The sequence below is a fragment of the Promicromonospora thailandica genome (assembly GCF_024171955.1).
Classification (GTDB): domain Bacteria; phylum Actinomycetota; class Actinomycetes; order Actinomycetales; family Cellulomonadaceae; genus Promicromonospora; species Promicromonospora thailandica.
Map to the genome: position 1 here is coordinate 245,930 of NZ_JAMTCS010000001.1, position 26,416 is coordinate 272,345.

The following is a 26,416-nucleotide window of genomic DNA, read 5'->3' on the forward strand; positions in this document are numbered from 1 at the left end:
CGCCCTCTCTGTTGGTCGCAGCACCCTGGTGGGTGCGGGGCGGCCCGGAGCACGCCCGGACCACAACCTGGACCGGCCGGGTGAACGGGACGGATGCGGCAGGCAACAACCGGACGAACTGTCTGCTACCAGGACGAAGAACGGCGAAGGCCCCCACCGTGGTGGGGGCCTTCGCCGTGTGCTGTGCGCCATCAGGGACTCGAACCCCGAACCCGCTGATTAAGAGTCAGCTGCTCTGCCAATTGAGCTAATGGCGCCTGCCTGCGACGGAAAGATTACCAGGGCCCGGAGGCTCCCGCGCACCTGATGTCTCCGTCCACGACGGGCCGCGGAACGCCCCTGTGCCGGTGGGCAGAAGGGGGCCTGGAGACCGTCGTGCTGGTGCGCCATCAGGGACTCGAACCCCGAACCCGCTGATTAAGAGTCAGCTGCTCTGCCAATTGAGCTAATGGCGCGCAACGGGGAGAAACACTACCAGGACCAGCGGCGTCACCGGTAACCGAAAGAACGCCGCCGGCCTGTGAACTGCGCGACAGGCGGGCCGCCTACAGGTACAGGCCCGTGGCGCCGTCGGCCTCGTCGTTCTCGGCCACGCCGTGCACGTCCCGCTCCCGCAGCAGCACGTAGTCCGTGCCGCCCAGATCCACCTCGGCCCGGTCCTCGGGGTCGAACAGCACACGGTCGCCCACGTCGACCTGACGCACGTGCTCGCCCTTGGCCACGACGGTCGCCCACGCGAGCCGCTTCGGCCCGACGGCGGTCGCCGGGATCACCAGCCCCGCCGTCGACTGCCGCTCCGCCGAGTCGGTCTCGGGCTGGACCAGCAGCCGGTCGTGCAGCATGCGGATGGGGAGGTTGCCGGGGGCCGTCACGGTGCCCGCCCCGGCGTTCGGCGTCGCGGAGGTGCTCACGGGACAACGCTACGCGACGGCGACTACGGTTACGGGCATGACGACTCGCCTCGAGCCCGGGGACAAGGCCCCCGACTTCACCCTCCCGACCGCCGACGGCGGCACCGTCCGCCTCGCCGACCTCGCGGCCGGCACCGACAAGGGCGTGATCGTGTACTTCTACCCGGCCGCCGCGACGCCGGGCTGCACCAAGGAGGCGTGCGACTTCCGCGACTCGGAGGCGTCGCTGCAGGGCGCGGGGTACGCCGTCGTCGGCATCTCGCCCGACAAGGTCGCCAAGCTCGCGAAGTTCGCGCAGGACGAGTCGCTGACCTTCCCGCTGGCCTCCGACGAGGAGCACGCGACGCTGGAGGCGTACGGGGCCTGGGGCGAGAAGCAGAACTACGGCAAGACGTACGTGGGCGTGATCCGCTCCACGGTCGTGGTGAACCCGGACCTGACGGTCGCCGAGGCGTTCTACAACGTGCGGGCGACGGGTCACGTCGCGCGGGTGCGCAAGACCCTCGGGCTCGACTAGTGCCCTCCCCCGCCGACCTGCTGAACCTCGACGACGAGCTCAGCGCCACCGAGCTGGCCACGCGCGACCGAATCCGGGAGTTCGTGGACCGCCGGGTGCGGCCGGACATCGCGCGGTGGTTCGCCGACGCGTACTTCCCGCGCGAGCTCGTGCCCGAGCTGGGCGAGCTGGGCGTGCTCGGCATGCACCTGGACGGGTACGGCTGCGCGGGGCGGTCCGCCGTCGAGTACGGGCTGGCGGCCCAGGAGCTGGAGGCGGGCGACTCCGGCATCCGCACGTTCGTCTCGGTGCAGGGGTCGCTCGCGATGTCGGCGATCCACAAGCACGGTTCCGAGGCGCAGAAGCAGCACTGGCTGCCCCGCATGGCCACGGGCGAGGTGGTGGGCTGCTTCGGCCTCACCGAGCCGGGGGCGGGCTCCGACCCGGCGAGCATGACCACGCGGGCGCGCTTCGCGCCCGGCGCCGAGGGCGGGGACGCCGGCGGCGAGTGGGTGCTCGACGGCGCCAAGCGCTGGATCGGCATGGCCTCGTTCGCCGACGTCGCGATCATCTGGGCCAAGGTCCGCGAGCCGCGCGACGACGGCACCGAGCGGGACCGGGTGCGCGGCTTCGTGGTGCCGACCTCGACCCCCGGGTTCACCGCGGTGCCGATCGAGCCGAAGCTCTCCATGCGCGCGTCGGTGCAGTGCGACGTCACGCTCGACGGCGTCCGCCTGCCCGCCGACGCGATCCTGCCGGAGCACCCGGGCCTCGCGGGCCCGTTCGCCTGCCTGGACGAGGCCCGGTACGGGATCGTGTGGGGCGCCGTGGGCGCCGCGCGGGACTCGTTCGAGGCCGCGCTGGCCTACGCGCAGGGCCGGGAGCAGTTCGGTACGCCGGTCGCTGGCTTCCAGCTCACGCAGGCCAAGCTGGTCGACATGGCGCTGGAGATCACCAAGGCCCAGCTCCTGGCGCTGCGCCTCGGCCGGCTCAAGGACGCCGGACGCCTCGAGGCGCACATGATCTCGGCGGGCAAGCTGAACAACGCGCGCGTCGCGATCGACGTGTGCCGCCAGGCCCGCACGGTGCTGGGCGGCAACGGTGTGACGCTCGACCACTCGCCGATGCGGCACGCCAGCAACCTGGAGTCGGTGCGCACGTACGAGGGCACCGACGAGGTGCACACCCTCGTGCTGGGCCGGCACCTGACGGGACTCGCGGCATTCCGCTGACCTGCGGGGGCGTCAGCCCGTAGACTGTGCGCCGCGCGCGAGTGGCGTAATTGGCAGCCGCGCCAGGTTTAGGTCCTGGTGTCCTCGGACGTGCGGGTTCGAGTCCCGCCTCGCGCACCCCCCTGCGGCCGGCTGCGACGGCAGCCGGCCGCCCTCCCTCACCGGCCCGAGCGGGTGGTGCGCTGCGCCGCCGACAGCCCGTCGAGCACCTCGGTCAGCACCCGCATCCCGTCCGACTCCGCCATCCGCGCGGCCATGGCCCGGCTCGCCGTGCGGATGGCGGAGTCGGACAGGACCCTGCGCACCGCCCGGCGCAGCGCCCGCGGGGCGACCCGCTCGGCGCGGAAGCGCACCCCGACGCCGGACCACGCGACGCGCGCACCCACCTCGGGCTTGTCCTCGTGGCCCCCGGTCGCCACGATCGGCACGCCGTACCGCATTGCGAGCTGCACACCTCCGTACCCGCCGTTGGTCACGTACGCGTCGGTGCGGGGCAGCAGCTCGTCGTAGGGCAGGAGCTCGGCCGCCCGGGCGTTGCCCGGCAGCGGCGGGAGCGTGTCGAGCGGCCGCCCGCCGGTCGCCACCACGACGAGCACGTCCTCGTCCGCGAGCGCCTCCAGCGCCGGGGCGACGAGCTGGCCGAAGTCCTTGTTGGCGATGGTGCCCTGCGTGACGTGCACGACGGGACGGGACCCGTCGAGGTCTCCCCACCAGTCGGGCAGCGGCGCCGCCGTGCCCGACGCCGGGAGCGCGCCGGCGAAGCGCAGGTTGGCGGGCGCGTCGGAGCGCGGGTACTCGAACTCGGGCACGGTGAACTGCACGATGGCGTCGGCGTGCCGGGGCCAGTCGAACACCGGGGTGTCGAACGGCCTGCCGTGCAGGTCGCGGTACATGTCGTCGACGATCTCCCGGGAGCGCGCGAACACCGTGCGGTCGACGAGCGCGGCGAGCGCGGCGTTGCGGAGCCGTCCGAGCGGGCCGCGCACCGGCGGCAGGCCCATGCTGAACGGGGCGGTGTCCCGGCTCGAGATCATCAGCGGGAAGACGCCGCCGACGACGAGGGGCGGCCGGACGCCGGCCGGGTGGCCGGCCAGCAGCGCACCGCCCAGGAAGGCGGGGTCGGTGAGCAGCACGTCGACGGGCTCGGCGGCGTGGAGCTCCATGACGGCGTCGTGCTGGGGCCGTCCCGGGCGCACGAAGACATGCTCGATGTCGTGCGCGGCGGCCCGCGGGCCGCGGAGCGCGGCCCGCTCGGGGAACGTCTCGTTGAAGTCCTGCCGGTCGTCGAGGTCCGCGTCGGGCGGGAGTGCCACGTGGCGCGCTCCGGTCGCGGCCACGACGTCGGCGAACCGCGCGCCCGTCAGGAACCGGACGTCGTCACCGCGCTCGACGAGCTGCCGGGCGACGGTGAGGAGGGGGGCGACGTGCCCGTGGATCGGGACGGAGGCGATCAGGACGGAGGTCATCGGCTGGCCCATCGTGTGCGGTTGGACATATTGGGTAAGGTGCCACAGTATTGAATGTCACCTGACGGGAGTCAATGAATGTCGGTCACGGGCTCACCCACCCGCGGATACCGCTCCGACCTGCGACGACGCCAGGCAGCCGAGACCCGCGCGCGGATCGTCGCGGCGGCCGCCGAGCTGTTCGGCGAGCTCGGGTACGCGGGCACCACGCTCGCGCGGATCGCCGAGCGGGCGCAGGTCTCGGTCGAGACGGTGCAGAAGGCAGGGCCCAAGGCCGCGCTCATGCGCGCGGCCGTCGAGGTCAGCTCGTTCGGTGTCGAGGGAGAGGTCGAGCTCTCCGACCTCGACGAGGGCAAGGCCCTTCTCGCCGTGTCCGACCCCGCCGAGCTGGCGGTGTCCCTGGGCGAGCTGGTCACCGCGCTCAACGAGCGCGTGGCCGGTGTCTGGTCGGCGCTGACCGGGGGCGCCGCGCTCGACCCCGAGCTGGACGGCTACTACCGCGGCATGCTCGCGGCCATCCGCGCGCAGCAGGAGCGCACCCTGCGGGCGCTGGCCGGGCGCGGCTGGCTGCGCGACGACGTGCCGTTCGACGAGCTGCTCGCCGGGCTGTCCGTGGTGACGAGCGTCGAGGCGTACCTGCGGTACGTGCGGCTCGACGGCCGTCCGCGCGAGGAGTACAGCCGCTTCGTCGCCCGGATCGTCCGGGAGACGGTGCTGGCGCGGGAGGTCTGAACCTCCGCGCGCCAGCGGTCTTGCGTCAGTGCCTGCGGGTCAGTTCTTCTGCGCCTCGAGGTCCTTGCGCACCTGGTCCATGTCGAGGCCGCGCACGGCCTCGACGACCTCGGCGAGGCTCTTCGCGGGCAGGGCGCCGGCCTGGCGGAACACCAGCACGCCCTCGCGGAACGCCATCAGGGTGGGGATCGAGGTGACCTGCGCGGCGGACGAGATGCCCGGGTTCGCGTCGGTGTCGATCTTCGCGTGCACGATGTCCGTGTTCGCGTCGGACGACTTCTCGAAGATCGGGCCGAACATCTTGCACGGCGGGCACCACGTGGCCCAGAAGTCCACGAGCACGATGTCGTTGTCCGTGACGGTCTTCTCGAACGTGGCGTCGGTGATCTCGACGGTGGCCATGTCCTGGTTTCCTTCCGTTGAACGTCTGCTAGGTGCAGCACTTTTTCGCTCGTGGCTATTCCAGGGACGGCGCGGGGTAGGGCGCCGCGGGGCCCGAACTGGTAGAACGGACCCGTGACGGACACTGCCGACTACCCTTCCGACGACTTCTACCCCGAGCCCACGCAGCCGTCGGGGTGGCTGACCGACGAGGACCTCGCCGTCGTGCGCGCGCAGCTCCCGCTCGTGTACGTGGACGCCGTGCCGGTCCGCGTCGACGACTCGGGGGACGTGGTCGCCGTCGGCCTGCTGCTGCGCGTGAACACGCAGGGCGTGATGACGCGAGCCCTCGTCTCCGGCCGCGTGATGTACCACGAGCGGCTGCGCGACGCGCTGCTGCGGCACATCGAGAAGGACCTCGGCCCCGTCGCGCTGCCGCAGGTGCCGCCGTCGCCGCAGCCGTTCACCGTCGCCGAGTACTTCCCCACGCCCGGCATCACCGCGTTCCACGACCCACGCCAGCACGCCGTGTCCCTCGCGTACGTGGTGCCCGTGACGGGCGACTGCCGGCCGCAGCAGAACGCGCTCGACCTCGCGTGGCTGACGCCCGAGGAGGCGTGCGCCGACGACGTGCAGGCCGAGATGATGAACGGTCAGGGCATGCTGCTCAAGCAGGCCATGGCCCACGTGGGCCGGCTGCCGTAACGCGCGTCAGGTGCCGCGCGTCAGGTCCAGGACGGGCCAGTCCTCCAGGTCCGCGCGCATCCGGCGGTCGTGCGTCGCGACCACGACGGCGCTCGGCGTCACCTGGAGCGCCCGGGTGAGCTCGTCGACCAGGTCGATCGACAGGTGGTTCGTCGGCTCGTCCAGGAGCAGCAGGTGCGGGGCGTGCAGGAGCGCCCGCGCCAGCTCGAACCGGCGGCGCTGACCGGCCGAGAGCTCGGCGAGCGGCCGGTCCAGGTCCTCCTCGCTCAGCAGCCCGAGGCCCGCGACGGGTACCACGTGGTCCGGGTCCAGCTCGCCGGACGCCAGCAGCCGCAGCGCCTCGTCGGCGTAGGTCTCGAAGCCCGTCCGCAGCCGCGCCGGTCCGGTGATCGCCGGGCTCTCCTGCCCGACCACGCCGATGCGCACACCCGGCACGACCGACCGGCTGCCGCGGTCCAGCGGGAGGGCGCCGGCCAGCGCGGCGAGCAGCGTGGACTTGCCGGTCCCGTTCGGTCCCACGACCAGCAGCCGGCCGGACGGCGGGATCGCGATCCGGGTACCGGGCAGGTCCAGCCGCGCGGCCCCGTCGTCCCCGACGCGCGGGGAGCGCACCTCGACCACCGGGTCGGCCGGCTCCCAGCCCGGCGACATGGCCGGGAGGTCCGGGAAGCGGAGCTCGACGGGCGGCACCGGCACCTCGATGGCCTCGGCCTCCAGCTTCTGGATGAGCCGGTCGGCGGCCTTGACGTGGATCCGGGCCCGCGTGGCGCGGCGGTGCTTCTGGGACCCCTTGGGCGGACGCCACTCGTCGGACAGCCCCTCGTACGACTCGTCGAGCCGCTCCGCGAGCGCCGCGGCCCGCTTGCGCTCGGCGCGGTAGCGCTGCCGCCAGCGGTGCAGGGCCTGGTTCTTGGCGAACCGGTAGGCCAGGTAGCCGGGCTGCCCGTAGAGCACCGGCCTGCCGTCCCAGGAGGGGTCGAGGTCGAGGATGGCGGTGGCGGCGTCGTCGAGCAGCTCGCGGTCGTGGGTGACCAGTACCACGCCGCCGCGCCACGCGACGAGCTCGCCGGTGAGGAACTCGATGGCGGAGTCGTCGAGGTGGTTGGTGGGCTCGTCGAGCAGGAGCAGGTCGGAGCGCTCGGCGAGGCGGCACGCGAGCCGCACGCGGAACCGCTCCCCCACGCTGAGCTCGTCGAGCCGGCGGGCGGGGTCGCGCGGCGCGCCGAGGCGGGTGAGGGCCACCTCGACGCGGCGGTCGGCGTCCCAGACGGCGAGGTGCTCCGCGAGCGAGAGGGTGCGTTCGAGCACCGCGAGGTCGCCGGATCCGTGGTCGAAGGCGGCGGCCGCGGCCTCGAGCTCGGCCGCGGCGGCGCGCAGGCCGTCGAGCGTGGCGGCCACCAGGTCGCCGACGGTCTGCCCGGGCGCGGGGTGCAGCTCCTGCTCGACGAGCGCGACGCTGCCGTGCCGGCGCACCTCGCCCGCCTTCGGCGTCAGGTCGCCGGCCAGCAGGTGCAGCAGCGTCGACTTCCCGGAGCCGTTCTCGCCGACGACGCCGAGGCGCGTGCCGTCGTTCACCGTGAGGCTCACGCCGGCCAGCACGTCCCGCCCGGGGTACGCGAAGGCAAGGTCCTGGGCGACGAGGTGCATCCCCCAAGCCTACGGGCCACGCCCAGGGAGTTTCCTCGACCGGGCAGGGCGGCCCGCGGCACGATGTGCGGGCCGCCCGCCGACGCCCTGGAGAGTGACGTGCCCCGGACCACGCCCGCCCTTCGCCTGACCAACGTCCTGCTGGCTCCCGGTGCGCGCACGCGCAGGGACCCGGACGCCGTCTTCGACCGGATGGTCGCCCGCGCCGCGCGCGGCCGGGCACCGCTGAGCCCCGAGAACGCGGCGGACATCGACCACCTGCGGCTGGTCCTGCGCGCGTTCGCCGGTTTCCCGGGGCTGAGTCCCCTGGGCTGGGCGGCGGGACAGGCGCTGGTCGCGGGCCGGGTGCGCAACCGCGTGGTGGTCGGCGACCTGCTCGCCCGGCACCCGCGGATCGCCGACGAGCCCGTGGAGGCACCGGTGTTCGTCGTCGGGATGCCGCGCACCGGCACGACGCTCACCTACAACCTGCTGGCCCGGTCGCCCGGGCACCGCGGGCCGCGCCTGTGGGAGATGACCTACCCGGGGCTGCCGGTCGACGCCACGACCCAGGCCGCACTGGTGCGCCGCACGCGGCGCCGGTTCGCCATGACGTCGGTGCTCAGCGACACGTGGGACACGATCCACCCGATGTACGCGGCGGCCGAGGAGGAGGACACGTTCATCCGCGCGCACTCCGAGCTGCACTCCTCCGCCGTGCCCATGCCGGAGTACCTGGCGCTGCTGCGCGACGGCGACCTGCGGCCGGACTACCGCTTCCTGCGGGACACGCTCCGGCTCCTGTCGTACGGACGGCCCGCGCGACGGTGGGTGCTCAAGCACCCGGCCAACCTGTTCCACCTGTCCGCGATCGCCGACGTCTTCCCGGACGCCCGCTTCGTCTGGACGCACCGCGACCCGGAGGTGGCACTGGCGTCGCTGTGCTCGCTGGCCGAGTCGGCCCAGCGCATCCACCGCGTGGAGCGTGCCGTGGACCTGCACGAGATCGGCCGGGAGTGGTTGCCGCTCATGGCGGACGGCGTGGCCCGCGCCCTCGCGCAGCGCGCCGACCTTGGGCCGGACCGCGTCGTCGACCTGGCGTACGACCGGCTCACGCGGGAGCCCGGTACGGCGCTGCCCGAGCTGTTCGACCGGCTCGGCGCGCACTGGGGCCCGGCGGACGAGGCCAACCTGGCGGCCGAGCGGGACGCCCCGCGCCGCAGGCCGCCGCACCGGTACAGCCTGGAGCGGTACGGGCTGGACCCGGCCGAGGTCCGGGCGGCGTTCGGCGACTACCCGCGGACGGTCGAGAGCCTGCGGGCGTGAGGGTGGTGCGGTGCGGCGGCCGGGGCGATAGATTCGGCGATCGTCGCCCGACGGCGGCCGTGGGTCGCCGCCACGGCGATCGTGCTGGCGCTCTGGGCCGCCAGCCGCGTGCTGGCCACCGGGCGCCTCTTCTGACGAGCGGCCGTTGACGCTGTGGGTACGCGGCGGGGGTCCATCCAGGGGCCGGATGTGCCGCGTACCCACAGCGGGCTGGTCAGGCGGAGGTCACCTCCGCCCTGCGCTCGGCGGGGTACCGGATGTTCTCGACCATCTCCTGCACCTCGTGCGCCGGAGGCCTGGTGAGCAGCGACACCGTGACGGTGACGACGAGGTTCACGACCGCGCCGATCGTTCCGATGCCCTCCGGGCTGATGCCGAGGATGTGGTCGTTCGCCTCGGTACCGAACACCGGCAGGGTGTAGATCATGTACGTCGCGGTGAACGCGAGACCCGCCAGCATGCCGGACACCGCCCCGACCGCGTTGGCCCGCTTCCAGAAGATCCCCAGCAGCAGGATCGGGAAGAACGTGGACGCGGCGAGCCCGAAGGCGAAGGCGACCACCTGCGCCACGAACGCCGGCGGGTTGATGCCGAAGTAGATGGCGACCAGCACGGCCAGGCCCATCGCGATCCGGCTGACCAGGAGTCGGCGTGCCTCCGAGGCGTGGTGGTCCACGTAGCGGAAGTACAGGTCGTGCGACGCCGACGAGGAGATGACCAGGAGCAGGCCGGCCGCCGTCGACATGGCCGCCGCGAGACCGCCCGCCGCGACCAGGCCGACGATCGGGGCCGGCAGGCCCGCGATCTCCGGGCTGGCCAGCACCAGGATGTCGTTGTTGATGATCAGGTCGGCCCCCGAGTCCGGGTTGTTGCTGACCGAGCCGATCGTCTCCACGCCGTCGCCCACGGTGACCAGGCCGGTCGCCATCCAGTTCTGCACCCAGGACGGGAGGGCGTCGACGGCGGCGCCCTGCACGCCCGAGAGCAGGTTGAGCTTGGTGAACGCGCCCACGGCCGGAGCCGTCGTGTACAGCAGGCCGATGAAGATCAGCGCCCACAGGGCCGAGTAGCGCGCCCCGCGCACCGTCTTGGTCGTGTAGAACCGGATGATCACGTGCGGCAGGCCGGCGGTGCCGATCATGAGCGACATGGTCACGAGGAACACGTCGATCTGCGGACGCGCCGTGAACGCCTCGGTGTACACGGGCAGGCCGAACTCGGCACCGATCCGGTTCAGCTCGGCCAGGATCTCGCCGAACGTGATCTGCGGTACCGGGAATCCCGTCATCGTCTGCGCCACGGCCCAGGCCGGGATGAGGTACGCGACGATGAGCACCGTGTACTGGGCCACCTGGGTCCAGGTGATGCCCTTCATGCCGCCGAACACGGCGTAGGCGAAGATGACGGCGGCCGCGATGGCGACGCCCCACGCCTGCTCCACCTGGAGGAACCGGGAGAAGACGATGCCGCCGCCCGCCATCTGCCCCACCACGTAGGTGAAGGACACGATGATGGCCACGACGGCGGACACCGAGCGCACCGTCTCGGAGAACCGGTCGCCCACGAACTCCGGCACCGTGAACTTGCCCCACTTGCGCAGGTACGGCGCGAGCAGCAGGGCCAGCAGCACGTAGCCGCCCGTCCAGCCCATGAGGTAGATGGAGCCGTCCGACCCGAGGAAGGCGATGAGGCCCGCCATCGAGATGAACGACGCCGCCGACATCCAGTCCGCCGCGACGGCGGCACCGTTGGCGACGGCGGGGATGTTCTGCTCGGCGACGAAGAAGCCCTTGGTCTCCCGCACGCGGCTGCGCCAGGCGATGACGATGTAGAGGGCGAACGACCCCGCGACGAAGATCAGCGCCCAGGTCTGGATGTCGCTCATGCGCGGCTCCCGTCGTCGTTGCGCTCACTGACGCCGTACTCGTCGTCGAGCCGGTCCATGCGCAGGGCGTAGACCAGGATCAGCACGATGAACGTGTAGATGGACCCCTGCTGCGCGAACCAGAAGCCCAGGGGGAAGCCGGCGATCACGACCTGGTTGAGCTGCTCGACGAACAGGATGCCCGCGCCGAACGAGACCGCGAACCAGACCACGAGCAGCACCACCATGAGGCGCAGGTTCTTCTTCCAGTACTCCGTGCGCCAGCCGTTGCCCGGACCGTCCGGTCCGGGGGTGCCGGCGTCCGGCGGCGGCGCACCACCGGACGGGCTCTCGTGCGTGTCGGCCATGTCTCGACGCTCCTTTGCGTGTGGTGGTGCGGCCCGGCGGTGGCCCCAGCCACGCGCCGGGCCGCGGTGTGGTACGGGTCACAGACACCCCTGAGCCTGAGCAAAGGGCCCGCGCCCCGGCGCCGCAAGGGCCGACCGGGCGGACGGCGGCCGCGACCCCGCGAGCGGTCGATCGGGGCGGCGAGCGGCACGGCGGATCTTCACCCGACCGCTCGCGGCGCGATCCCGACCGCCCGCGGGCCCCGGTCCGCCGTTCGGCAGGACGAGGAGGTGAGAGCCCTCCCCGGCACGGCGCGGCGGTCCTACGATCGGCCCATGGCCTCGACGTCGAGCACCTCCGGTACCGCCGTGCGCCGTCGTGTCTTCCACCCGGGCAGCCTGGCGATGGTGATCGGCGGCCTCTGCGTCCTCGTCGGCTCCGTGCTGCCCTGGATCAGCACGCCGCTCGGCGACATCCCGGGTCACGCGAGCTACCTGGGCTGGGCCACGATGGCGGTGGCGCCCCTGGCGTTCGCCGGGGCGGTCCTGCCGTTCCGGCGCGTGGCCGTCGCCCACTGCCTGCTCGTGGCCGGCCCCACCGTCGTCGCGGGCGGGATCTACGTCGCCCAGGTGGTCCAGCTGAACGTGATCGCCGGGGCCTTCCCCACGGCCTGGCCGGGCATGGGCCTCGTCATGATCATCGGCGGCGCCGTGATCCTGCTGCGCACGGCGTGGCGCCTGCGGCGCACCTCGGCCACGTCCTCCTGACTACCCTCTCGACATGGAGTACGACGACGGCGTCGACGAGCACGACACCCCGGCCGAGGTCGACGCGGCCTTCCGGACCCTGCGCCGCGTCGCGATCACGCACGTCGTCCTCTTCCTCGTCGCCGTGCTGGGCGTGCCCGCCCTGTCCCTCACCCTCGGGTGGTGGTCGGACGGGCAGCTCGCGGGCGGCATGAGCCCCGGCTTCGCCATGGCGGCCTTCGGGCTCTACGCGTTCTTCCTGGTGATCGGGCTGGCGGCCGCGTCCCTCTCGTCCGCCGTCGAGGCCCGCATGCTCGGCGGCCGGCACACCGGCGAGGACGACGGCTTCCCGGCGGACGGCGACCGCTCGTGACGGCCGCCGGCGCGGGCACCCTCGCCGTCCTCCTCGCCCTCGTCACCCTGGTCACGCTGGTCATGCGCCCGCGGGGCTCCTCCACGGTGGACTTCTACCTGGCCGGGCAGCGGGTCGGCGTCGCGTCGAACGCCCTGGCCATCTGCGGGGACTACTTCTCCGCGGCGTCGTTCCTGGGCGTCGCGGCCGCCGTCTACGTCTCGGGGCTGGACGGCGTCTGGTACGCCGTCGGGTTCGCGGCGGGCTTCGTGCCCGTGCTGCTGTTCGTGGCGGCTCCGCTGCGCCGGTTCGGCGAGTTCTCGATCCCCGACTTCCTCGGGCGCCGGCTCGCGTCGGAGCGCGTGCGGCTGGTCGCCGTCGGGGTGGTGCAGATCGTCATCCTGTCCTACCTCATCCCGCAGGCGGTGGGCAGCGGGATCACGTGGCAGCTGCTGGTCGGGCGCGGGCTGCCGGGGCTGTCCGCGTACGCGACCGGCGTCGTGCTCTCGACGGCGGTCGTGGCCGGGCTCGTCGCGTTCGGCGGGATGCGGGGCACCACCTGGACGCAGGCGATCCAGTTCCTCCTGCTGCTGGGTGCGCTGGTCTGGCTGGCCCTCGCCGTGGCGGGGTCCGGATTCCACTACTCGTCCGCCGTCGCGGAGCTCTCGGCCGAGCCCCTGGCCAACCCGGCGCAGGGCGACGACGGGTGGTACCTGCGGCCCGAGGCCAACCAGATCGACCCGGGCACGCCCGCGCTGTTCGGGCAGCCGGGCGCGGCGTACGGGCCGCTGGCCCAGTTCGCGCTCATCCTCACGCTCGTGCTCGGCACCGCCGGCCTGCCGCACGTGATGAACCGCTACTTCACCAGCCCGACCGGCACCGCGGCGCGCATGACGACCGTGTGGGTGATCGGCCTGGCCGGCCTGTTCTACGCGCTGGCCGTCATGCTCGGCACCGCGGCCCGGCAGCAGATCGCCGCGGCCGTCGACGACCACCCGTGGCTCGACGAGCTCACGGTCGACGGCGTGCTGCGCGTCCCCGAGCACGCGCTGCCCGTCCTGGGGCGCATCTACGGCGGCGACTCCGGGCTCGCCGTCGTCGCCGCGGGCGCCCTGGTCGCCGTGATGTCGACCATCGCGGGGCTGCTGCTCGCCGCGGCCGCCTCCTGGGGGCACGACGTCTACGAGCGGCACATCAACCCCCGCGCCAGCGAGAGCCAGGCCGTGTGGGCGGGCCGGGTGAGCACGGCGTTCGTCGCCGTCGCCGCCGGCGTGCTGGCCATCGCCATGGAGCCGCGCGAGCTCACCCCGGCCGTGCCGTCCATCGTCGCGGCGATGGTGACGTGGGCCTTCGCGATCGCGGGCTCCGCGCTCACCCCGGTCTTCGTCCTGGCCATCTGGTGGCGCGGCACGACGGCGGCGGGCGCCACCGCGGGCATGGCGGTCGGCGGCACCGTCTCGGTGAGCATGTTCGTGCTGGGCGCCCTGCCGGTCGGCCCCGGGCTCGGCGAGACCCTGATGACCCCCACGCTCGTCGCCGCACCGCTCGCGGCCCTGGTCACCTGGCTCGTCTCCCGCCGGACCGCGCCGCCGGACGACGTCGAGCGGCAGTGGCTCGTGCTGCACGGGACGGCCGCCGACCGGCACGCCGAACGCCTCGCCCGGCTGACGCTCGCGAGCCTCGAACCCACACGGCGCCGGTCCGGTCGCGCCGCCCGGCGGCGGGAGGGCCGCGGTGCGAACGGGTAGCGCGCTCCTCGCGGCGACGATCTGCGGCACGTGGGCGGTGGTGTACCTCGTGACGCAGGTCGTCGTGTCGCCTCCGCTCGGGGTCGGGACCACGGTGGTGGCGGGCACCGCCGCGTCGGTGCTGCTCGTGCTCGGGTACCCCTCCGCGCTGCGCGGGCCGCGCGCTCCCCTCGCGCTGCGGCGGCGGCTCCGGGGACGCCCCGCCGGGGCGCGGCCGGCCGCACGGGAGGGACGTGGCCCCGAGGAGGGCCGCGGCGCCGAGCGGTCCCGCCGGCGCATCGTGGCGGGGCACCGCATGCCGCTGCGGTCCGGCCTCACCGCCGACGCCGCGCGCCGCACCGCCACCCGGCTGCGTCCGCTGCTCGGCGGCGACGCCGTGGTGATCACCGACCGCGAGCTCAACCTCGCCTTCGTCGGGCCCGGGTCGGACCACCACGAGGCGGGCGGCCCGGTGCGCGCGGCCGCCGTCCGGAGCGCCATCGGCAAGGGACGCACGGTGGTGTCCCGCCGGCCGTCGGCCATGGGCTGCGACGTGCCGGGCTGCCCCCTGCGCAGCGCCGTCGTCGTGCCGCTCGTGGTGGGGTCGCGCGTGGTGGGCGCCATCGGCGTGTTCCGCACGCACGACGACCCCGCGCCCCGCGACCAGGTCGAGGACATGGCGAGCATCCTGTCGCTGCACCTCGAGCTCGCCGAGGCCGACCGCGAGCGCAAGCTCGCCGCCGACGCCCGCCTCGACGCGCTGCGCGCCCAGATCAACCCGCACTTCCTGTTCAACATCCTGAACACCATCGCGTCCAAGTCGCGGACGGACCCGGACGAAGCCCGGCAGCTGCTGCTGCGGCTCTCGGACTTCTTCCGGTACGCGGTGCGGCAGGAGGGGCAGCTCGCGGAGTTCGCGCAGGAGTACTTCTTCGTCCGCACGTACCTGTCCCTGGAGCAGGCCCGGTTCGGGGACCGGCTGCGCGTGCGGTACGACGTCGACCCGCAGGTGCTCACCGCCCACGTGCCCGTGCTGACGATCCAGCCGCTGGTCGAGAACGCGGTGAAGCACGGGCTCGCGGCCAAGGTCGAGGGCGGCACCGTCACGCTGCGGGCGCGCGTGGACCCCCTGACGCGCACGACGACGATCCGCGTGACCGACGACGGCGTCGGCGTCGCCGCGGACGTGCTCGACGGTCTCGGCGGGGCGGCGCCGGGCCGGGCCGGCGACGGCGTGGGCCTCCGGAACATCTCCGAGCGGCTCACCACGCTGTTCGGCGAGAGGTTCACCCTGGACATCCAGTCGACCGAGGGTGAGGGCACGGTCGTCGAGGTACGCGTCCCGCTACGCTGAGGCGCATGCGCCCCCGCGCCCTGATCGTCGACGACGAGGCCCCGGCCCGGGCCGAGCTGCGCTACCTGCTGGAAGAGCTCGGCGGGGTGCAGGTGGTGGGCGAGGCCGCGAACGGTGAGGAGGCGCTGCTGCTCCTGCGGTCGCTCCCCTACGACCTGGTGCTGCTGGACATCCGGATGCCCGGCGGCAGCGGCCTGGAGGTCGCGGCCGCCCTGCGCGAGCTGCCGAACCCGCCCAAGGTCATCTTCACGACCGCCTACCCGGACCATGCGGTCGAGGCCTTCGACCTCGCGGCCGCGGACTACCTGGTCAAGCCCTTCGACACGGAACGCCTGGGGCGGGCGCTGGAACGCGCGCTGGAGCACACCGGGTCGGACGACGCGCCGCCGGGCCCGGGCGCACCGGCCGCCGTCGGCCCGCCGAATGGTGGGCCGGGGCGGCGCGGCGAGGAGGCCGCGCAGCCGCTCGCGCGCGTCCCGGTGCAGCGCGACGGCCGCACGGTGCTGGTCGACCAGTCGGCGATCGTGTACGCCAGCGCCGCGCGCGGCTACTCCTACCTCAAGCTCGCGGACGAGCGGCTGCTCGTGACCTTCTCCCTGAACGAGCTGGAACGCCGCCTGCACGGGCACTTCTTCCGGGCGCACCGGTCGTACCTCGTGAACCTGAACCACGTGCGCGAGCTCGTGCCGGACTTCAAGGGCGCGCTCGCGCTGGTGATGAACGACCGGCAGCGCAGCCGGGTCGAGGTCTCCCGGCGGCAGGCGCCGGAGCTGCGCCGTCGGCTGGGCGTCTGACCCGCGACCGGCGTCGGGCGGCGCGACGTTACGCTCGACGCGTGAGCACCACCGCGCCCTCCGTGCGTACCGCGCCCGTCTGGCCCGCCGCGGCCGCCGACGCCGTCGCCGTCCTCGCCTTCACCGCCATCGGCATCGCGTCGCACGACGGGAACCTGCTGAGCGCCTTCGGCCGCGTGGTGTGGCCCTTCGCGCTGGCCGCCGTGCTGGGCTGGCTGGTGGCGCGCGCCTGGCGGCACCCGGCGCGGGTGTGGCCGACCGGCGTCGTGGTGTGGGCCGTGACGGTGCTGGGCGGGCTGGCGCTGCGAGGCGTGTCGGGCGGGGGCCTGGCGTGGTCCTTCGCGCTGGTGACGGCGGCGTTCCTGGCGCTGACGCTGCTCGGCTGGCGCGCCGTGGCCACGCTGACCCGCCGCCGCCGCACGCCGCGGCCCTGACCCGCCGCCGGCCCGCCGGCCCGCCGCGCTCCCGCCGCCACTCCCGCCCCGCCCCCGCCGCCGATCCCCCGCCGATCCCCCCGATCCCCTTCGAGACCGAGGTTGCTTCGCTGTGGGCGGCTCCAAAGCGAAGCAACCTCGGTCTCGAAGCGGAGCGGCGGCGAGCAGCCGCGCCGGGGAGGCGCGGGCGGCCGTGTCCGTCGCGGGGGCGCGCTGAGCGCGGCGCCGCGAAGGTGACCCGCCGGTCAGGTTGCCGAGGCGGTCAGGGCGTCCAGGATCGCCGGGGCCAGCGCGCGGAACGCCTTGCCGCGGTGCGAGATCGCGTTCTTCTCCTGCGGCGACAGCTCGGCGGCGGTGCGTCCGCCGTCCTCGTCGACCACGAGGATCGGGTCGTAGCCGAACCCGTTGGTGCCGCGCGGCGCGGTGGCCAGCACGCCCCGCATCTCGCCGAGCTGCACCTCCTCGCGCCCGTCCGGCGTGACCAGGGCCGCCGCGCAGACGAACCCGGCCTGCCGGTGCTCCGGGCGCACGTCGCCGAGCTGGCCGAGCAGCAGCTCCAGGTTGGCGAGGTCGTCGCCGTGCCGGCCGGCCCAGCGCGCGGAGAAGATGCCGGGCGCGCCGCCCAGCACGTCGACCGCGAGGCCCGAGTCGTCAGCGACGGCCGGCAGGCCGGTCGCCGCGCACACCGCGCGGGCCTTGATGAGGGCGTTCTCGGCGAACGTCACGCCGTCCTCCACCGGCTCGGGCGCGCCGACCTCGCCCGAGGTGACCAGTCCGCCGTCGGCCAGGACAAGGCCGGCGGCCTCGAGGATGGCACGGAGCTCCCCGACCTTCTTGGCGTTGTGGGTCGCGAGGACGATGCGGGCGGCGGGCGGGACGTTCAAGGAGGTCATGCCCCGATCATGCCAGCCGGCGCGCTCGGGTCCCGCGCCTCAGAGCTCGCGGGCCAGCGCGTCCTGCTGGATCTTCGCGAGCTCCGCGGTGCCGCCCACCGCGAGGTCGAGCAGCGCGTCGAGCTCCGCGCGGTCGAACGGCGCGTGCTCGGCGGTGCCCTGCACCTCGATGAACGTGCCGCCGCCCGTGACGACCACGTTCATGTCGGTCTCGGCGCGCACGTCCTCGACGTAGGGCAGGTCGAGCATGGGCGTGCCGTCGATGATGCCGACCGAGACGGCGGACACCGAGTCGGACAGCACCTCCTTGCCGCCCTTGATGTGACCGTGCCGGCGGCCCCACGCGATCGCGTCGGCGAGGGCCACGTAGGCGCCGGTGATCGCGGCGGTGCGCGTGCCGCCGTCGGCCTGCAGCACGTCGCAGTCCAGCACGATCGAGTTCTCGCCGAGGGCGCTCATGTCGACGACGGCGCGCAGCGAGCGACCGATGAGCCGAGAGATCTCGTGCGTGCGCCCGCCGATCTTGCCCTTCACCGACTCGCGCTGGCTGCGCTCGTTCGTGGCGCGCGGCAGCATCGCGTACTCGGCGGTGACCCAGCCCTCGCCGGACCCCTTGCGCCAGCGCGGCACGCCCTCGGTGAACGACGCGACGCACAGCACGCGCGTGCGACCGAACTCCACGAGCACCGAGCCTTCGGCCTCGTCGAGCCAGCCGCGGGTGATGGTCACGGGGCGGAGCTGGTCGGTGGCGCGGCCGTCGGCCCGCACGATGTCGCTGGTGCTGGAGGTCATGCGGACCACCCTAGCGACGCGCGGGCCGACCGGCGGCCCCGGATCCGGTGGCACCCACCGCTCTGACCTCCTGACCTGGCGAAACGTGGTACGCGTCACGCGTGGCACGGCTCACGGGTCGCGGTTGCGGCGCGTTGGGATCGCTAGGCTTCACCCCGTGAACGACGCGCCCATCGGGATCTTCGACTCCGGCCTCGGCGGCCTCACGGTCGCGCGCGCCATCCTGGACCAGCTCCCCAACGAGCAGGTCCGGTACCTCGGCGACACCGCGAACAGCCCCTACGGCCCCAAGCCGATCGCCGCGGTGCGCGCGATGGCCCTGGACGCCCTGGACCGGCTCGTGGCCGACGGCGTGAAGATGCTGGTCATCGCGTGCAACACGGCGTCGTCCGCCATGTACCGGGACGCCCGCGAGCGGTACACGCAGCGCCACGGGATCCCCGTCGTCGAGGTCATCCTGCCGGCCGCGCGCGCCGCGGTGACCGCCACCCGGTCCGGGCGGATCGGCGTGATCGGCACGCGCACCACGATCCAGTCGCGCGCCTACGACGACGCCTTCCACGTCACCCCGGGCCTGTCGATCACCAGCCAGGCGTGCCCGGAGTTCGTGCGCTTCGTCGAGGAGGGCCGCACGTCCGGCCCCGAGGTGCAGAAGTTCGCGCACGAGTACCTCGACCCGGTCCGGGCGGCCGGCGTCGACACGCTCGTGCTGGGCTGCACGCACTACCCGCTGCTCGCGGGCGCCATCTCGTACGTGATGGGCGAGGACGTCACGCTCGTCTCCAGCGCCGACGAGACCGCCAAGGACGTGTACCGCACGCTCGTGGAGCACGACCTGGAGCGCACCCCCGACGCGGGCGCGCCCGTGCACCGCTTCCTGACCACCGGCGACCCGGCCCCGTTCGGTCAGCTCGCCAGCCGGTTCCTCGGCCCCGAGGTGTCCCTCGTGGAGGCCGTCTGATGCGCCTGATCCCCCTCGGGGTCTCCGGGTCGTTCCCGGGCCCCTCGACGCCCGCGTCCTCCTACCTGGTGCGGGTCACCGCGGCCGAGGCGGCCGCCGCCGGGCACGAGGCCCGCGACTGGAACCTGCTGCTCGACCTCGGCAACGGTGCCCTCGGTGCCCTGCAGCAGCAGCTGGACCCGATGGCGCTGGACGCCGTGTCGATCTCCCACCTGCACCCGGACCACTGCGCCGACCTCGCCGGGCTGTACGTCTACCTGCGGTACCACCCGGTGCGGGGCTCGCTGCGGGACGGCGGCCGCGGCGCCCCGCTGCCCGTCTACGGCCCGTCGACCGCCGGCCGCCACGTCGCGCTGTCCTACGGGCTGAGCGAGGGCGAGTCCATGGCGAACGACTTCGACTTCCGCTCCTGGGCCGAGCACCCGTCGGTCCAGGTCGGTCCCCTGACGATCGAGCCCTACCGCGTGTTCCACCCCGTCGAGACGTACGGCGTGCGGGTCACCGGCCCGTCGACGGCGGGCGGCACGGCGACGCTGGCCTACACGGGCGACACCGACGCCTGCGAGTCCGTGGTCGAGCTCGCACGGGACGCGGACCTGCTGCTGAGCGAGGCGGCGTTCGTGGAGGGGCGCGACGACGTCGTCGAGCGCGGCATCCACCTGACCGGCCACCGCGCGGGCCGGCTCGCGACCGACGCGGGCGCCCGCCGTCTGCTGCTGACGCACCTGCCCGTGTGGAACGACCCCGCGGTCTCCCTGGCCGAGGCCCGCGGCGCCTACGCGGGCCCGGTCGACCTGGCCCGCCCGGGCACCCCCTACGACATCTGACCTGTCAGCTGAGCGGACGGCGGCCGCGCAGCTCCGCGAGCATCACGTCCATCAGCGTCTCCTGCGCGTAGCCGGCCGCGACGAACACCCCCGACCAGAACCGCCGCGCGGCCCGGCCGTCGGTGGCCACCGGGATCTCCCGGCCGGCCTGCCGGTCCCACATGATCTCGTCGGTGAGGTGCATGACCTGCTCGTCGGTCTTCAGCCCGAGCCGCTCCGCGATCACGAGCCGTACGTCCGTCAGCGCCCCGGCGAACTGCTCGGCGTCCTCGCGCGGGACCCGCACCGGCGGGGGTGCGCCGTGGCGGCCGAGCGTCGAGGGCGCGTCGCTGGGCAGGTCCAGCAGCGCGGCGAACGCCTCGAGCCGGTCCACCTTCGCCCGCGCGACGTCGTTCTGCGTGAGGCGGCGGAACTCGCCGGCCAGCTCCGGGTCGTCCTTGCTCGCATCCGGCAGGAGCCGCTGCGCGGCGGGGTCCGTGGGGTGCCGGGCGATCCCGGTCACGCCGGTCAGGCGGGCCAGGTCGGCGTCGGTGAGCTCGTCGGGGGCGAGCAGGCCGTTGGCCCACGCCTGCCCCTTGCCCGGCCCGGGGTGTGCCGACGGTCCCGGCTCGCCGCCGTCGTCGAACAGGTCCAGGCCGGCCTCCTCGCGGAGCATGTCCGCGACGTCGCGCGCGACCCGGGCCAGGACCACCCGTTCCACCGGTTCGAGCCTGGCCTCGTAACCCCGCCGCATGGCGCGGAACGGAGTCATGCGACTCCCCGTGCGCCGGACTCCTGCAAGGTCGCCCACAACCCGAACCCGTGCATCGCCTGCACGTCCACCTCCATGCGCTCGCGTCCGCCGCTGGACACGACGGCGCGGCCGTTCTTGTGCACCTGAGTCATCAGCCGCTCTGCCTTGACGCGCGGGTACCCGAAGTAGCTCTCGAAGACGTACGTCACGTACGACATGAGGTTCACCGGGTCGTTCCAGACGATGGTCACCCACGGATCAGCGACCCCCGACACGAGGTCCGCGTCGGTGTCCTCCTCGACGGCCGTCCCGGCTGACCCCAGGGGCGTGAGCAGCGGCGAAGGGGAAGAAGTCACAGGTCTCACTCTAGGCGGTTCTGTCCCCGGACTGGACACCCTTGTCCACAATTTTCGCGAAGTTGTCGCCTGGCTGTGACCTGCCGTCCCCGGCCCGTCACGAGCAGGTCACCAGGTGGCGTCCAGGCGCAGGTCGACGGTCGGGATGGCCGGGTCGCCGGCCGACAGCCTGCGTGCTCCGCGCGGCAGCTCGGCGCGCACCATGCCGTGGTTGATGGCCGCGTTCGCCACCCCGTACGGCCCGACCCAGCGGGAGTCGACGGCCCCGTCGACGACCATCGGCGCGAGCAGCGGACGCAGGTCGTCGCTCTGCGGCGTCCACTCCGCCACGGCCGTGTCCGGGCCGGTCACCATGATCTCCTCGATCGCGTGCCCGTCCCGGCCGTACCGGCGCGCGGCGGCCTTGCGCCCGCCCCGGGAGGCCTTGTTCGCGGACGCCTTCGCCACGGGCTGGAGCACGCCCGACGCGTCGGCGCGGGCCACGAGCTTGTAGACCATGCCGCAGGTCGGCGCCCCCGACCCGGTCACGACCGACGTGCCGACGCCGTACACGTCCACCGGCGCGGCGGCCAGCGACGCGATGGCGTACTCGTCCAGGTCCGAGGTGACCACGATCTTGGTGTCCCGCGCCCCGAGCCCGTCGAGCTGGCGGCGCACCTCCTGCGCCAGGCCGCTCAGGTCGCCCGAGTCGAGGCGCACGGCACCCAGCCCGGTGCCCGCCACCTCGACCGCGGTGGCCACGCCCTGCTTCACGTCGTACGTGTCCACCAGGAGCGTCGTGCCGGGGCCGAGCGCGGCCACCTGGGAGACGAACGCGTCCCGCTCGCTGTCGTGCAGCAGCGTGAACGAGTGCGCGGCGGTGCCGATCGTGTCCAGCCCGTACCGCATGCCCGCCTCGAGGTTGGACGTGCCGGCGAAGCCGCCGATCACGGCCGCCCGGGCCGCCGCGACCGAGGCCTGCTCGTTCGCGCGCCGCGAGCCCATCTCCAGCACGGGCCGCCCGCCGGCGGCGCTCGTCATGCGCGACGCCGCGGAGGCCACCGCCGAGTCGTAGTTCAGGATCGACAGGATCAGGGTCTCCAGCAGCACCGCCTCGGCGAAGCTGCCCTCCACCTGCAGCACGGGCGAGCCCGGGAAGAACACCTCCCCCTCGGCGTAGCCCTGGATGGTGCCCGAGAACCGGTAGTCGGCGAGGTAGTCGAGAGTCCTGCGGTCCACCACGCCGTTGTCCTCGAGATACGCCAGCTCGGCGTCCTCGAACGTGAAGTGTGGCAGCGCTTCCAGGACACGACCGGTGCCCGCCAGGACGCCGTAGCGGCGCCCGGCCGGCAGCCGACGCGTGAACACCTCGAACACGCAGTGCCGGTGCGCCGTCCCGTCCGCCAGGGCGGCCTGGAGCATGGTCAGCTCGTAGCGGTCGGTCAGCAGCGCCACGGAAGGGCGCACCGCCGGAAGGGGTGCTGCGGGAAGCGGCCGAGGCTCGTCGACACCGTTGTCGAACGCAGGCCACGAGTCTGTGAGCGGGGCGCCGATGCCCCGGAGCTCGTCGGTCATGCACTCACGGTAGGCCAGAGAACCGGCCCAGGTAGTGCGAACCGGGGCGTGGCGCCGTTGTGTCTCAGCATGCGGATCGTGGCGCTCGCCACTACTTCTGCCCGACGAACCAGCGACGCACCTGGGCCACCCGTGCCTCGAGCTGGTCGGCCGTCGCCAGGGGCACCTCCGGCCCGCCGCACGTGCGGCGCAGCTGGGTGTGGATCATGCCGTGCGGCTGGCCGCTGCGCTTGGCCCACGCCGAGACGAGCTTCGAGAGCTCCTTGCGCAGCTCACCGGCGCGCCGGTGCTCCTGCTCGGAGCGCTGCGCCTCCACCTCGCGGGCGCTCGGCGCACCCCCGCGTGCCCGGAGGTGGTCCGCCTGCCGCTGCCGCAGCAGGGTGGCCACCTGGTCGGGCTCCAGCAGGCCCGGCAGCCCGAGGAAGTCGAGCTCCTCCGCCGAGCCGACGTCGGCACCCGCGCCGAACTCGCCGCCGTCGAACAGGACCCGGTCGAACGACGCCTGCGCGTCGAGCGCCTGGAACGAGCCCAGGAGCTCGCCCGAGGCCTTCTCCTCCTTGTTCGCCTCGGCCACCAGCGCGGCCTCCGGGTCGTACTCGATGCCCTGCTCCTCGGCCGTGCGCGGCCGGTCGAGCGCGTGGTCGCGCTCCTGCTCCATCGAGTTCGCCAGGCCGAGCAGCGGCGCGACGCTCGGCAGGAAGATCGACGCCGTCTCGCCGCGCTTGCGGGCACGCACGAACCGGCCGATCGCCTGGGCGAAGAACAGCGGTGTCGAGGCGCTGGTGGCGTACACGCCGACGGCGAGCCGCGGCACGTCCACGCCCTCGGACACCATGCGGACGGCGACCATCCAGCGGTCCTCGCTCTGCGCGAACTCCTCGATGCGGCCCGACGCCCCCTCGTCGTCCGACAGCACGACCGTGGGCCGCCGGCCCGTGATCTCGTGCAGGTGCGCGGCGTAGGCGCGGGCGTTGTCCTGGTCGGTGGCGATCACCAGACCGCCGGCGTCCGGGACGGTGCGGCGCACCTCGGTGAGGCGCTTGTCCGCGGCCGAGAGCACCGACGGGATCCACTGCCCCTCGGGGTCGAGCGCGGTACGCCACGCCTGGCCGGTCATGTCCTTGGTCATGGCCTCGCCGAGCCGGGCGCTGACCTCGTCGCCCGCCTTCGTGCGCCAGCGCATGTCGCCCGCGTACGACATGAACAGGACGGGGCGCACGACGTGGTCGCGCAGCGCCTCGCCGTAGCCGTACGTGTAGTCGGCCTTCGAGCGGCGGATGCCCTCGGCGTCGGCCTCGTACTGGACGAACGGGATCGCCGACGTGTCGCTGCGGAACGGCGTGCCGGTCAGCGCGAGCCGCCGCTCGGCACCCTCGAACGCCTCGCGGACGGCGTCGCCCCAGCTCAGGGCGTCGCCGCCGTGGTGCACCTCGTCCAGGATCACGAGGGTGCGCGCCGCCTCCGTGCGCGCCCGGTGCAGCGCCGGCTTGGCGGCCACCTGCGCGTAGGTGAGCGCGACGCCGTCGTAGTGCGAGCCGTGCCGGCCCTGCGAGTTCTTGAACTGCGGGTCGATGCGGATGCCGACGCGCGCCGCGGCGTCGGCCCACTGGGTCTTGAGGTGCTCGGTGGGCGCCACGACGGTGACCCGCCGGACGATGCCCTGCTCGAGCAGCTCGGTGGCGATGCGGAGCGCGAACGTCGTCTTGCCGGCGCCGGGCGTGGCGACGGCGAGGAAGTCCTGCGGGTTCTTCTCGCGGTACAGCTCCAGCGCCTCGGCCTGCCAGGCGCGCAGGCTCGACGCCGTACCCCAGGGGGCACGGCGCGGGAAGGCAGGGCTGAGCGACGAAGCGGCCGCAGACGACGGTGTGTGGGGCAGCTGCTGCGGCTGGCTCGTCACTTTCCGGAGTCGCCCTCGCCGCCGTCCTGCGGGTCACGGAGACCGTCGTAGATCTCCTTGCACCGGGGACAGACCGGGAACTTGCCCGGGTCCCGGCCGGGCACCCAGACCTTGCCGCACAGCGCGATCACGGGCTTGCCGCTCATGGCGGACTCCATGATCTTCTCCTTGCGCACGTAGTGCGCGAAGCGCTCGTGGTCCCCGGGCTGCGCCTCCTCCCGGGTCTCCTCGCGCTCGAGGACGCTCGTACCGCCCTGCGTGCGGGGGTCGTCCTGCGGGGTGGAGAGTGGTTCGGTCATGCCGAGAAGTCTACGCGGGACCACCGACAGGCACGGCGCGGGCGACGCGTCCCGACGTGTTCACCGACCGGTTCCCGTGCAGGTCACGGCGCGTTTCCGCACCTCCCGCCGGGAATCGCCCGCCGGGAATTCCTTGCGGGCGTGTCGGTGGGCACCGCTATAACTGACGCATGCCACGACCCCGCCCCGAGAGGAGCCTCACCCTGCCCGACGACGCCCCGCCCCGCCCCGCACCCGACCCAGACCTCGCCGCCACGCTGTCCGCCGCCCTGCCCGTCGCCCTGGCCGACGGGCTGCCCGGCGGCCTGCCCGGAGTGGACTGGCCCGACTTCGGCGACCACGACGACTGCGCCCGCCGGGCGGTGGCCGCCGTGGCCGCGATGCTCGGCCGGCCCGTCCCCGAGCGCCCGAAGGACCCGCGCACGTCGGCCGAGTGGCTCGCCCGCCGCTGGGACGTCGACGAGAGCGCGCTGGTCAACGTCTCGCGCGACATGTCGCGCACGCTCCAGCGCCTGCACGGGTACGCGCTCCAGCGGTGGATCGACCGGCACGCGGACGACGTGGCCGTGTTCGGACCGGGCGGGGCGCCCCAGCGCGCGGCCCTCGACCTGGGCAACGGCACCTCGGTGAGCGTCCCGGCGGTGGCGACCGTCCTCTTCCCGGCCGGGTCGGCGTACGACTCGGCCGTGGCTGTGGAGGTCGCCTACCGGTACGGCACCCCGACGGTCACCGCCTTCACGCCGCCGGGCGGGCTCGCCCTCGCCGAACGGGTGCTGGCCGACCTCACCCGGACCCTGGAGACGGACCACCCGTACCGCGGCGGCGTGCTGTCGGCGCGGTCGTCGACCGGCTCGGTCGAGCTCACCCCCGTCACGCACACCCCGCAGGCCCGCGGCGACGTCGTGCTGCCCGCCGACCTGTGGCGCGAGGTGGACCTGTTCTGCTCCAGCGTCACGACCCGCCGCGACGCGCTGCGGGCCCTGGGCCACACCACGTCCCGCGGCCTGCTGCTCGCGGGCCGGCCCGGTGTGGGCAAGACCAAGCTCGCGCGCGTGATCGCCACCGAGCTGGCCGGGCCGCTCACGGTCGTGCTCGTCACCGCCGAGGTGCTGCGCACCTGGATGACCGAGCTGTACGACGAGATCCGCGGCCTGGGGCCGTGCCTGGTGGTGCTGGAGGAGATCGACTCGGTGGCCGCCAAGGGGTCGCGCGGCGACACCTCGTTCGCGGAGTTCCTGGACGCCCTGGACGGCACCCGCAGCTCCGACGACGTGCTCACGCTCGCCACCACGAACGACCCGGATGCCCTCGACCCGGCGGTCAAGCGTCCCGGGCGCTTCGACACCATCGTGGAGGTACCCCCGCCCGACCAGGACGGCCGCACGGAGATCCTGCGGCTCTTCCTGCCGCCGGGCACGCCGGTCGACGTCGCGCTCGTCGCGTCCTTCCTGGACGGCGCCACGGGCGCGGACCTGCGCGAGGTGGCGCGGCGCTCGATCCTGGAGCACGGCCCCGACGACCTGACGACCGAGCGCGTGGCCGACGTGGCGACGTCCGGCCGCTGGAAGCCCGCCCCGGTCGCGGGCAACTACCTCTGACGTGTCAGACGC

27 protein-coding genes and 3 tRNA genes are annotated in these 26,416 nt (G+C 73.8%); 15 read left to right on the forward strand and 15 right to left on the reverse strand.

Going from position 1 to position 26,416, the window contains the following annotated elements:
• Window positions 1–184: 184 nt before the first annotated feature.
• From APR03_RS01150 to APR03_RS01160, 3 genes are all read right to left on the reverse strand, one after another.
• A tRNA-Lys gene (locus APR03_RS01150) sits at window positions 185–257 on the reverse strand.
• Between the two features lie 122 nt (window positions 258–379).
• Window positions 380–455: transfer RNA gene (locus APR03_RS01155), tRNA-Lys, on the reverse strand.
• Window positions 456–545: 90 nt separating this feature from the next.
• Window positions 546–842, reverse strand: a complete 297-nt coding sequence (locus tag APR03_RS01160; RefSeq protein WP_275976996.1) for a GroES family chaperonin — start codon at window positions 840–842, stop codon at window positions 546–548.
• 106 nt (window positions 843–948) lie between these two features.
• Between APR03_RS01160 and bcp the strand changes: the two genes are divergently transcribed.
• The 3 genes from bcp (at window position 949) to APR03_RS01175 (ending at window position 2,756) form a co-directional block, all read left to right on the forward strand.
• A complete protein-coding gene (gene bcp / locus APR03_RS01165; RefSeq protein WP_253831943.1) occupies window positions 949–1,428 on the forward strand; it encodes a thioredoxin-dependent thiol peroxidase in 480 nt (159 codons plus the stop codon).
• Window positions 1,428–2,639, forward strand: coding sequence for an acyl-CoA dehydrogenase family protein (locus tag APR03_RS01170; RefSeq protein WP_253831945.1), 1,212 nt, complete (start codon window positions 1,428–1,430; stop codon window positions 2,637–2,639). The genes bcp and APR03_RS01170 overlap by 1 nt, the downstream gene beginning before the upstream one ends.
• A gap of 35 nt (window positions 2,640–2,674) precedes the next feature.
• Window positions 2,675–2,756, forward strand: a tRNA-Leu gene (locus APR03_RS01175).
• A 41-nt stretch (window positions 2,757–2,797) separates the two neighbouring features.
• Here APR03_RS01175 and APR03_RS01180 read toward each other — a convergent pair.
• Window positions 2,798–4,105 (reverse strand): glycosyltransferase, encoded by a 1,308-nt coding sequence (locus APR03_RS01180; protein ID WP_253831947.1) that lies wholly within the window; start codon window positions 4,103–4,105, stop codon window positions 2,798–2,800.
• 78 nt (window positions 4,106–4,183) lie between these two features.
• On the opposite strand from APR03_RS01180, the gene APR03_RS01185 reads away from it, so the two are divergent.
• A complete protein-coding gene (locus APR03_RS01185) occupies window positions 4,184–4,837 on the forward strand; it encodes a TetR/AcrR family transcriptional regulator (protein WP_253831949.1) in 654 nt (217 codons plus the stop codon).
• A gap of 39 nt (window positions 4,838–4,876) precedes the next feature.
• On the opposite strand, the gene trxA is transcribed toward APR03_RS01185, so the two are convergent.
• A complete protein-coding gene (trxA, locus tag APR03_RS01190) occupies window positions 4,877–5,239 on the reverse strand; it encodes a thioredoxin (protein ID WP_253831951.1) in 363 nt (120 codons plus the stop codon).
• Window positions 5,240–5,353: 114 nt separating this feature from the next.
• On the opposite strand from trxA, the gene APR03_RS01195 reads away from it, so the two are divergent.
• Window positions 5,354–5,923 carry an NUDIX hydrolase family protein gene (locus tag APR03_RS01195; RefSeq protein WP_119138663.1) on the forward strand — a complete coding sequence of 190 codons (570 nt, stop codon included), beginning with the start codon at window positions 5,354–5,356 and terminating at the stop codon, window positions 5,921–5,923.
• A 6-nt stretch (window positions 5,924–5,929) separates the two neighbouring features.
• Here the strand turns inward: APR03_RS01195 and APR03_RS01200 are convergent, their stop codons facing one another.
• Window positions 5,930–7,570 (reverse strand): ATP-binding cassette domain-containing protein, encoded by a 1,641-nt coding sequence (locus tag APR03_RS01200; RefSeq protein WP_253831952.1) that lies wholly within the window; start codon window positions 7,568–7,570, stop codon window positions 5,930–5,932.
• Between the two features lie 99 nt (window positions 7,571–7,669).
• Here APR03_RS01200 and APR03_RS01205 point away from each other — a divergent pair, with 99 nt between their 5' ends.
• Window positions 7,670–8,875, forward strand: coding sequence for a sulfotransferase family protein (locus APR03_RS01205; RefSeq protein WP_253831954.1), 1,206 nt, complete (start codon window positions 7,670–7,672; stop codon window positions 8,873–8,875).
• Between the two features lie 214 nt (window positions 8,876–9,089).
• On the opposite strand, the gene APR03_RS01210 is transcribed toward APR03_RS01205, so the two are convergent.
• Both APR03_RS01210 and APR03_RS01215 read right to left on the reverse strand, forming a co-directional pair.
• A complete protein-coding gene (locus tag APR03_RS01210; RefSeq protein WP_253831956.1) occupies window positions 9,090–10,760 on the reverse strand; it encodes a sodium:solute symporter family protein in 1,671 nt (556 codons plus the stop codon).
• Window positions 10,757–11,107: a DUF4212 domain-containing protein gene (locus tag APR03_RS01215; RefSeq protein ID WP_253831958.1), complete on the reverse strand. Its 351-nt coding sequence runs from the start codon at window positions 11,105–11,107 to the stop codon at window positions 10,757–10,759. The genes APR03_RS01210 and APR03_RS01215 overlap by 4 nt, the downstream gene beginning before the upstream one ends.
• A 315-nt stretch (window positions 11,108–11,422) precedes the next feature.
• Here APR03_RS01215 and APR03_RS01220 point away from each other — a divergent pair, with 315 nt between their 5' ends.
• Genes APR03_RS01220 through APR03_RS01245 form a run of 6 tightly spaced genes read left to right on the forward strand, consistent with a single transcriptional unit; the run spans window position 11,423 to window position 16,494 of the window.
• Complete coding sequence (locus APR03_RS01220) at window positions 11,423–11,854, forward strand: hypothetical protein (protein ID WP_253831960.1); 432 nt, start codon at window positions 11,423–11,425, stop codon at window positions 11,852–11,854.
• Window positions 11,855–11,867: 13 nt separating this feature from the next.
• Window positions 11,868–12,206: a hypothetical protein gene (locus APR03_RS01225; RefSeq protein WP_253831961.1), complete on the forward strand. Its 339-nt coding sequence runs from the start codon at window positions 11,868–11,870 to the stop codon at window positions 12,204–12,206.
• Window positions 12,203–13,933 carry a solute symporter family protein gene (locus APR03_RS01230; protein WP_253831963.1) on the forward strand — a complete coding sequence of 577 codons (1,731 nt, stop codon included), beginning with the start codon at window positions 12,203–12,205 and terminating at the stop codon, window positions 13,931–13,933. Before APR03_RS01225 ends, APR03_RS01230 begins: the two co-directional genes overlap by 4 nt.
• A complete protein-coding gene (locus tag APR03_RS01235) occupies window positions 13,920–15,266 on the forward strand; it encodes a histidine kinase (RefSeq protein WP_253831965.1) in 1,347 nt (448 codons plus the stop codon). Before APR03_RS01230 ends, APR03_RS01235 begins: the two co-directional genes overlap by 14 nt.
• A gap of 5 nt (window positions 15,267–15,271) precedes the next feature.
• Complete coding sequence (locus APR03_RS01240) at window positions 15,272–16,060, forward strand: LytR/AlgR family response regulator transcription factor (RefSeq protein ID WP_253831967.1); 789 nt, start codon at window positions 15,272–15,274, stop codon at window positions 16,058–16,060.
• A gap of 41 nt (window positions 16,061–16,101) precedes the next feature.
• A complete protein-coding gene (locus APR03_RS01245; protein WP_253831969.1) occupies window positions 16,102–16,494 on the forward strand; it encodes a DUF3054 domain-containing protein in 393 nt (130 codons plus the stop codon).
• 245 nt (window positions 16,495–16,739) lie between these two features.
• Here the strand turns inward: APR03_RS01245 and rdgB are convergent, their stop codons facing one another.
• Entirely contained in the window at window positions 16,740–17,387 is a 648-nt protein-coding gene (gene rdgB, locus APR03_RS01250; protein WP_253831971.1) for an RdgB/HAM1 family non-canonical purine NTP pyrophosphatase, read from the reverse strand.
• Between the two features lie 39 nt (window positions 17,388–17,426).
• Window positions 17,427–18,179, reverse strand: a complete 753-nt coding sequence (gene rph / locus APR03_RS01255; RefSeq protein ID WP_275976940.1) for a ribonuclease PH — start codon at window positions 18,177–18,179, stop codon at window positions 17,427–17,429.
• 157 nt (window positions 18,180–18,336) lie between these two features.
• Between rph and murI the strand changes: the two genes are divergently transcribed.
• Together murI and APR03_RS01265 are read left to right on the forward strand one after the other, a co-directional pair.
• Window positions 18,337–19,140: a glutamate racemase gene (murI, locus tag APR03_RS01260; RefSeq protein ID WP_253831972.1), complete on the forward strand. Its 804-nt coding sequence runs from the start codon at window positions 18,337–18,339 to the stop codon at window positions 19,138–19,140.
• Window positions 19,140–19,967 carry an MBL fold metallo-hydrolase gene (locus tag APR03_RS01265; protein ID WP_253831974.1) on the forward strand — a complete coding sequence of 276 codons (828 nt, stop codon included), beginning with the start codon at window positions 19,140–19,142 and terminating at the stop codon, window positions 19,965–19,967. Before murI ends, APR03_RS01265 begins: the two co-directional genes overlap by 1 nt.
• Before the next feature lie 4 nt (window positions 19,968–19,971).
• Here APR03_RS01265 and APR03_RS01270 read toward each other — a convergent pair whose 3' ends face one another.
• From APR03_RS01270 to APR03_RS01290, 5 genes are all read right to left on the reverse strand, one after another.
• Window positions 19,972–20,718, reverse strand: a complete 747-nt coding sequence (locus APR03_RS01270) for a DUF2017 family protein (protein ID WP_253831975.1) — start codon at window positions 20,716–20,718, stop codon at window positions 19,972–19,974.
• Window positions 20,715–21,023, reverse strand: a complete 309-nt coding sequence (clpS, locus tag APR03_RS01275; protein WP_275977003.1) for an ATP-dependent Clp protease adapter ClpS — start codon at window positions 21,021–21,023, stop codon at window positions 20,715–20,717. Before clpS ends, APR03_RS01270 begins: the two co-directional genes overlap by 4 nt.
• A 141-nt stretch (window positions 21,024–21,164) precedes the next feature.
• Window positions 21,165–22,610 carry a nicotinate phosphoribosyltransferase gene (locus tag APR03_RS01280; RefSeq protein ID WP_253831977.1) on the reverse strand — a complete coding sequence of 482 codons (1,446 nt, stop codon included), beginning with the start codon at window positions 22,608–22,610 and terminating at the stop codon, window positions 21,165–21,167.
• A 91-nt stretch (window positions 22,611–22,701) separates the two neighbouring features.
• Window positions 22,702–24,507, reverse strand: coding sequence for a DEAD/DEAH box helicase (locus APR03_RS01285; protein ID WP_253831979.1), 1,806 nt, complete (start codon window positions 24,505–24,507; stop codon window positions 22,702–22,704).
• Complete coding sequence (locus tag APR03_RS01290; protein WP_253831981.1) at window positions 24,504–24,806, reverse strand: DUF3039 domain-containing protein; 303 nt, start codon at window positions 24,804–24,806, stop codon at window positions 24,504–24,506. The genes APR03_RS01285 and APR03_RS01290 overlap by 4 nt, the downstream gene beginning before the upstream one ends.
• 170 nt (window positions 24,807–24,976) lie before the next feature.
• Here APR03_RS01290 and APR03_RS01295 point away from each other — a divergent pair, with 170 nt between their 5' ends.
• Window positions 24,977–26,404, forward strand: a complete 1,428-nt coding sequence (locus tag APR03_RS01295) for an AAA family ATPase (RefSeq protein WP_253831983.1) — start codon at window positions 24,977–24,979, stop codon at window positions 26,402–26,404.
• Window positions 26,405–26,416 lie beyond the last annotated feature (12 nt).

Coding starts and splice junctions, on each gene's coding strand:
- APR03_RS01160 (WP_275976996.1), bottom strand. CDS start 842: ATGCTGCACGACCGGCTGCTGGTCCAGCCCGAGACCGACTCGGCGGAG.
- bcp (WP_253831943.1), top strand. CDS start 949: ATGACGACTCGCCTCGAGCCCGGGGACAAGGCCCCCGACTTCACCCTC.
- APR03_RS01180 (WP_253831947.1), bottom strand. CDS start 4,105: ATGACCTCCGTCCTGATCGCCTCCGTCCCGATCCACGGGCACGTCGCC.
- APR03_RS01185 (WP_253831949.1), top strand. CDS start 4,184: ATGTCGGTCACGGGCTCACCCACCCGCGGATACCGCTCCGACCTGCGA.
- trxA (WP_253831951.1), bottom strand. CDS start 5,239: ATGGCCACCGTCGAGATCACCGACGCCACGTTCGAGAAGACCGTCACG.
- APR03_RS01200 (WP_253831952.1), bottom strand. CDS start 7,570: ATGCACCTCGTCGCCCAGGACCTTGCCTTCGCGTACCCCGGGCGGGAC.
- APR03_RS01210 (WP_253831956.1), bottom strand. CDS start 10,760: ATGAGCGACATCCAGACCTGGGCGCTGATCTTCGTCGCGGGGTCGTTC.
- APR03_RS01215 (WP_253831958.1), bottom strand. CDS start 11,107: ATGGCCGACACGCACGAGAGCCCGTCCGGTGGTGCGCCGCCGCCGGAC.
- APR03_RS01220 (WP_253831960.1), top strand. CDS start 11,423: ATGGCCTCGACGTCGAGCACCTCCGGTACCGCCGTGCGCCGTCGTGTC.
- APR03_RS01225 (WP_253831961.1), top strand. CDS start 11,868: ATGGAGTACGACGACGGCGTCGACGAGCACGACACCCCGGCCGAGGTC.
- APR03_RS01240 (WP_253831967.1), top strand. CDS start 15,272: ATGCGCCCCCGCGCCCTGATCGTCGACGACGAGGCCCCGGCCCGGGCC.
- rdgB (WP_253831971.1), bottom strand. CDS start 17,387: ATGACCTCCTTGAACGTCCCGCCCGCCGCCCGCATCGTCCTCGCGACC.
- rph (WP_275976940.1), bottom strand. CDS start 18,179: ATGACCTCCAGCACCAGCGACATCGTGCGGGCCGACGGCCGCGCCACC.
- APR03_RS01265 (WP_253831974.1), top strand. CDS start 19,140: ATGCGCCTGATCCCCCTCGGGGTCTCCGGGTCGTTCCCGGGCCCCTCG.
- APR03_RS01270 (WP_253831975.1), bottom strand. CDS start 20,718: ATGACTCCGTTCCGCGCCATGCGGCGGGGTTACGAGGCCAGGCTCGAA.
- APR03_RS01280 (WP_253831977.1), bottom strand. CDS start 22,610: ATGACCGACGAGCTCCGGGGCATCGGCGCCCCGCTCACAGACTCGTGG.
- APR03_RS01290 (WP_253831981.1), bottom strand. CDS start 24,806: ATGACCGAACCACTCTCCACCCCGCAGGACGACCCCCGCACGCAGGGC.
- APR03_RS01295 (WP_253831983.1), top strand. CDS start 24,977: ATGCCACGACCCCGCCCCGAGAGGAGCCTCACCCTGCCCGACGACGCC.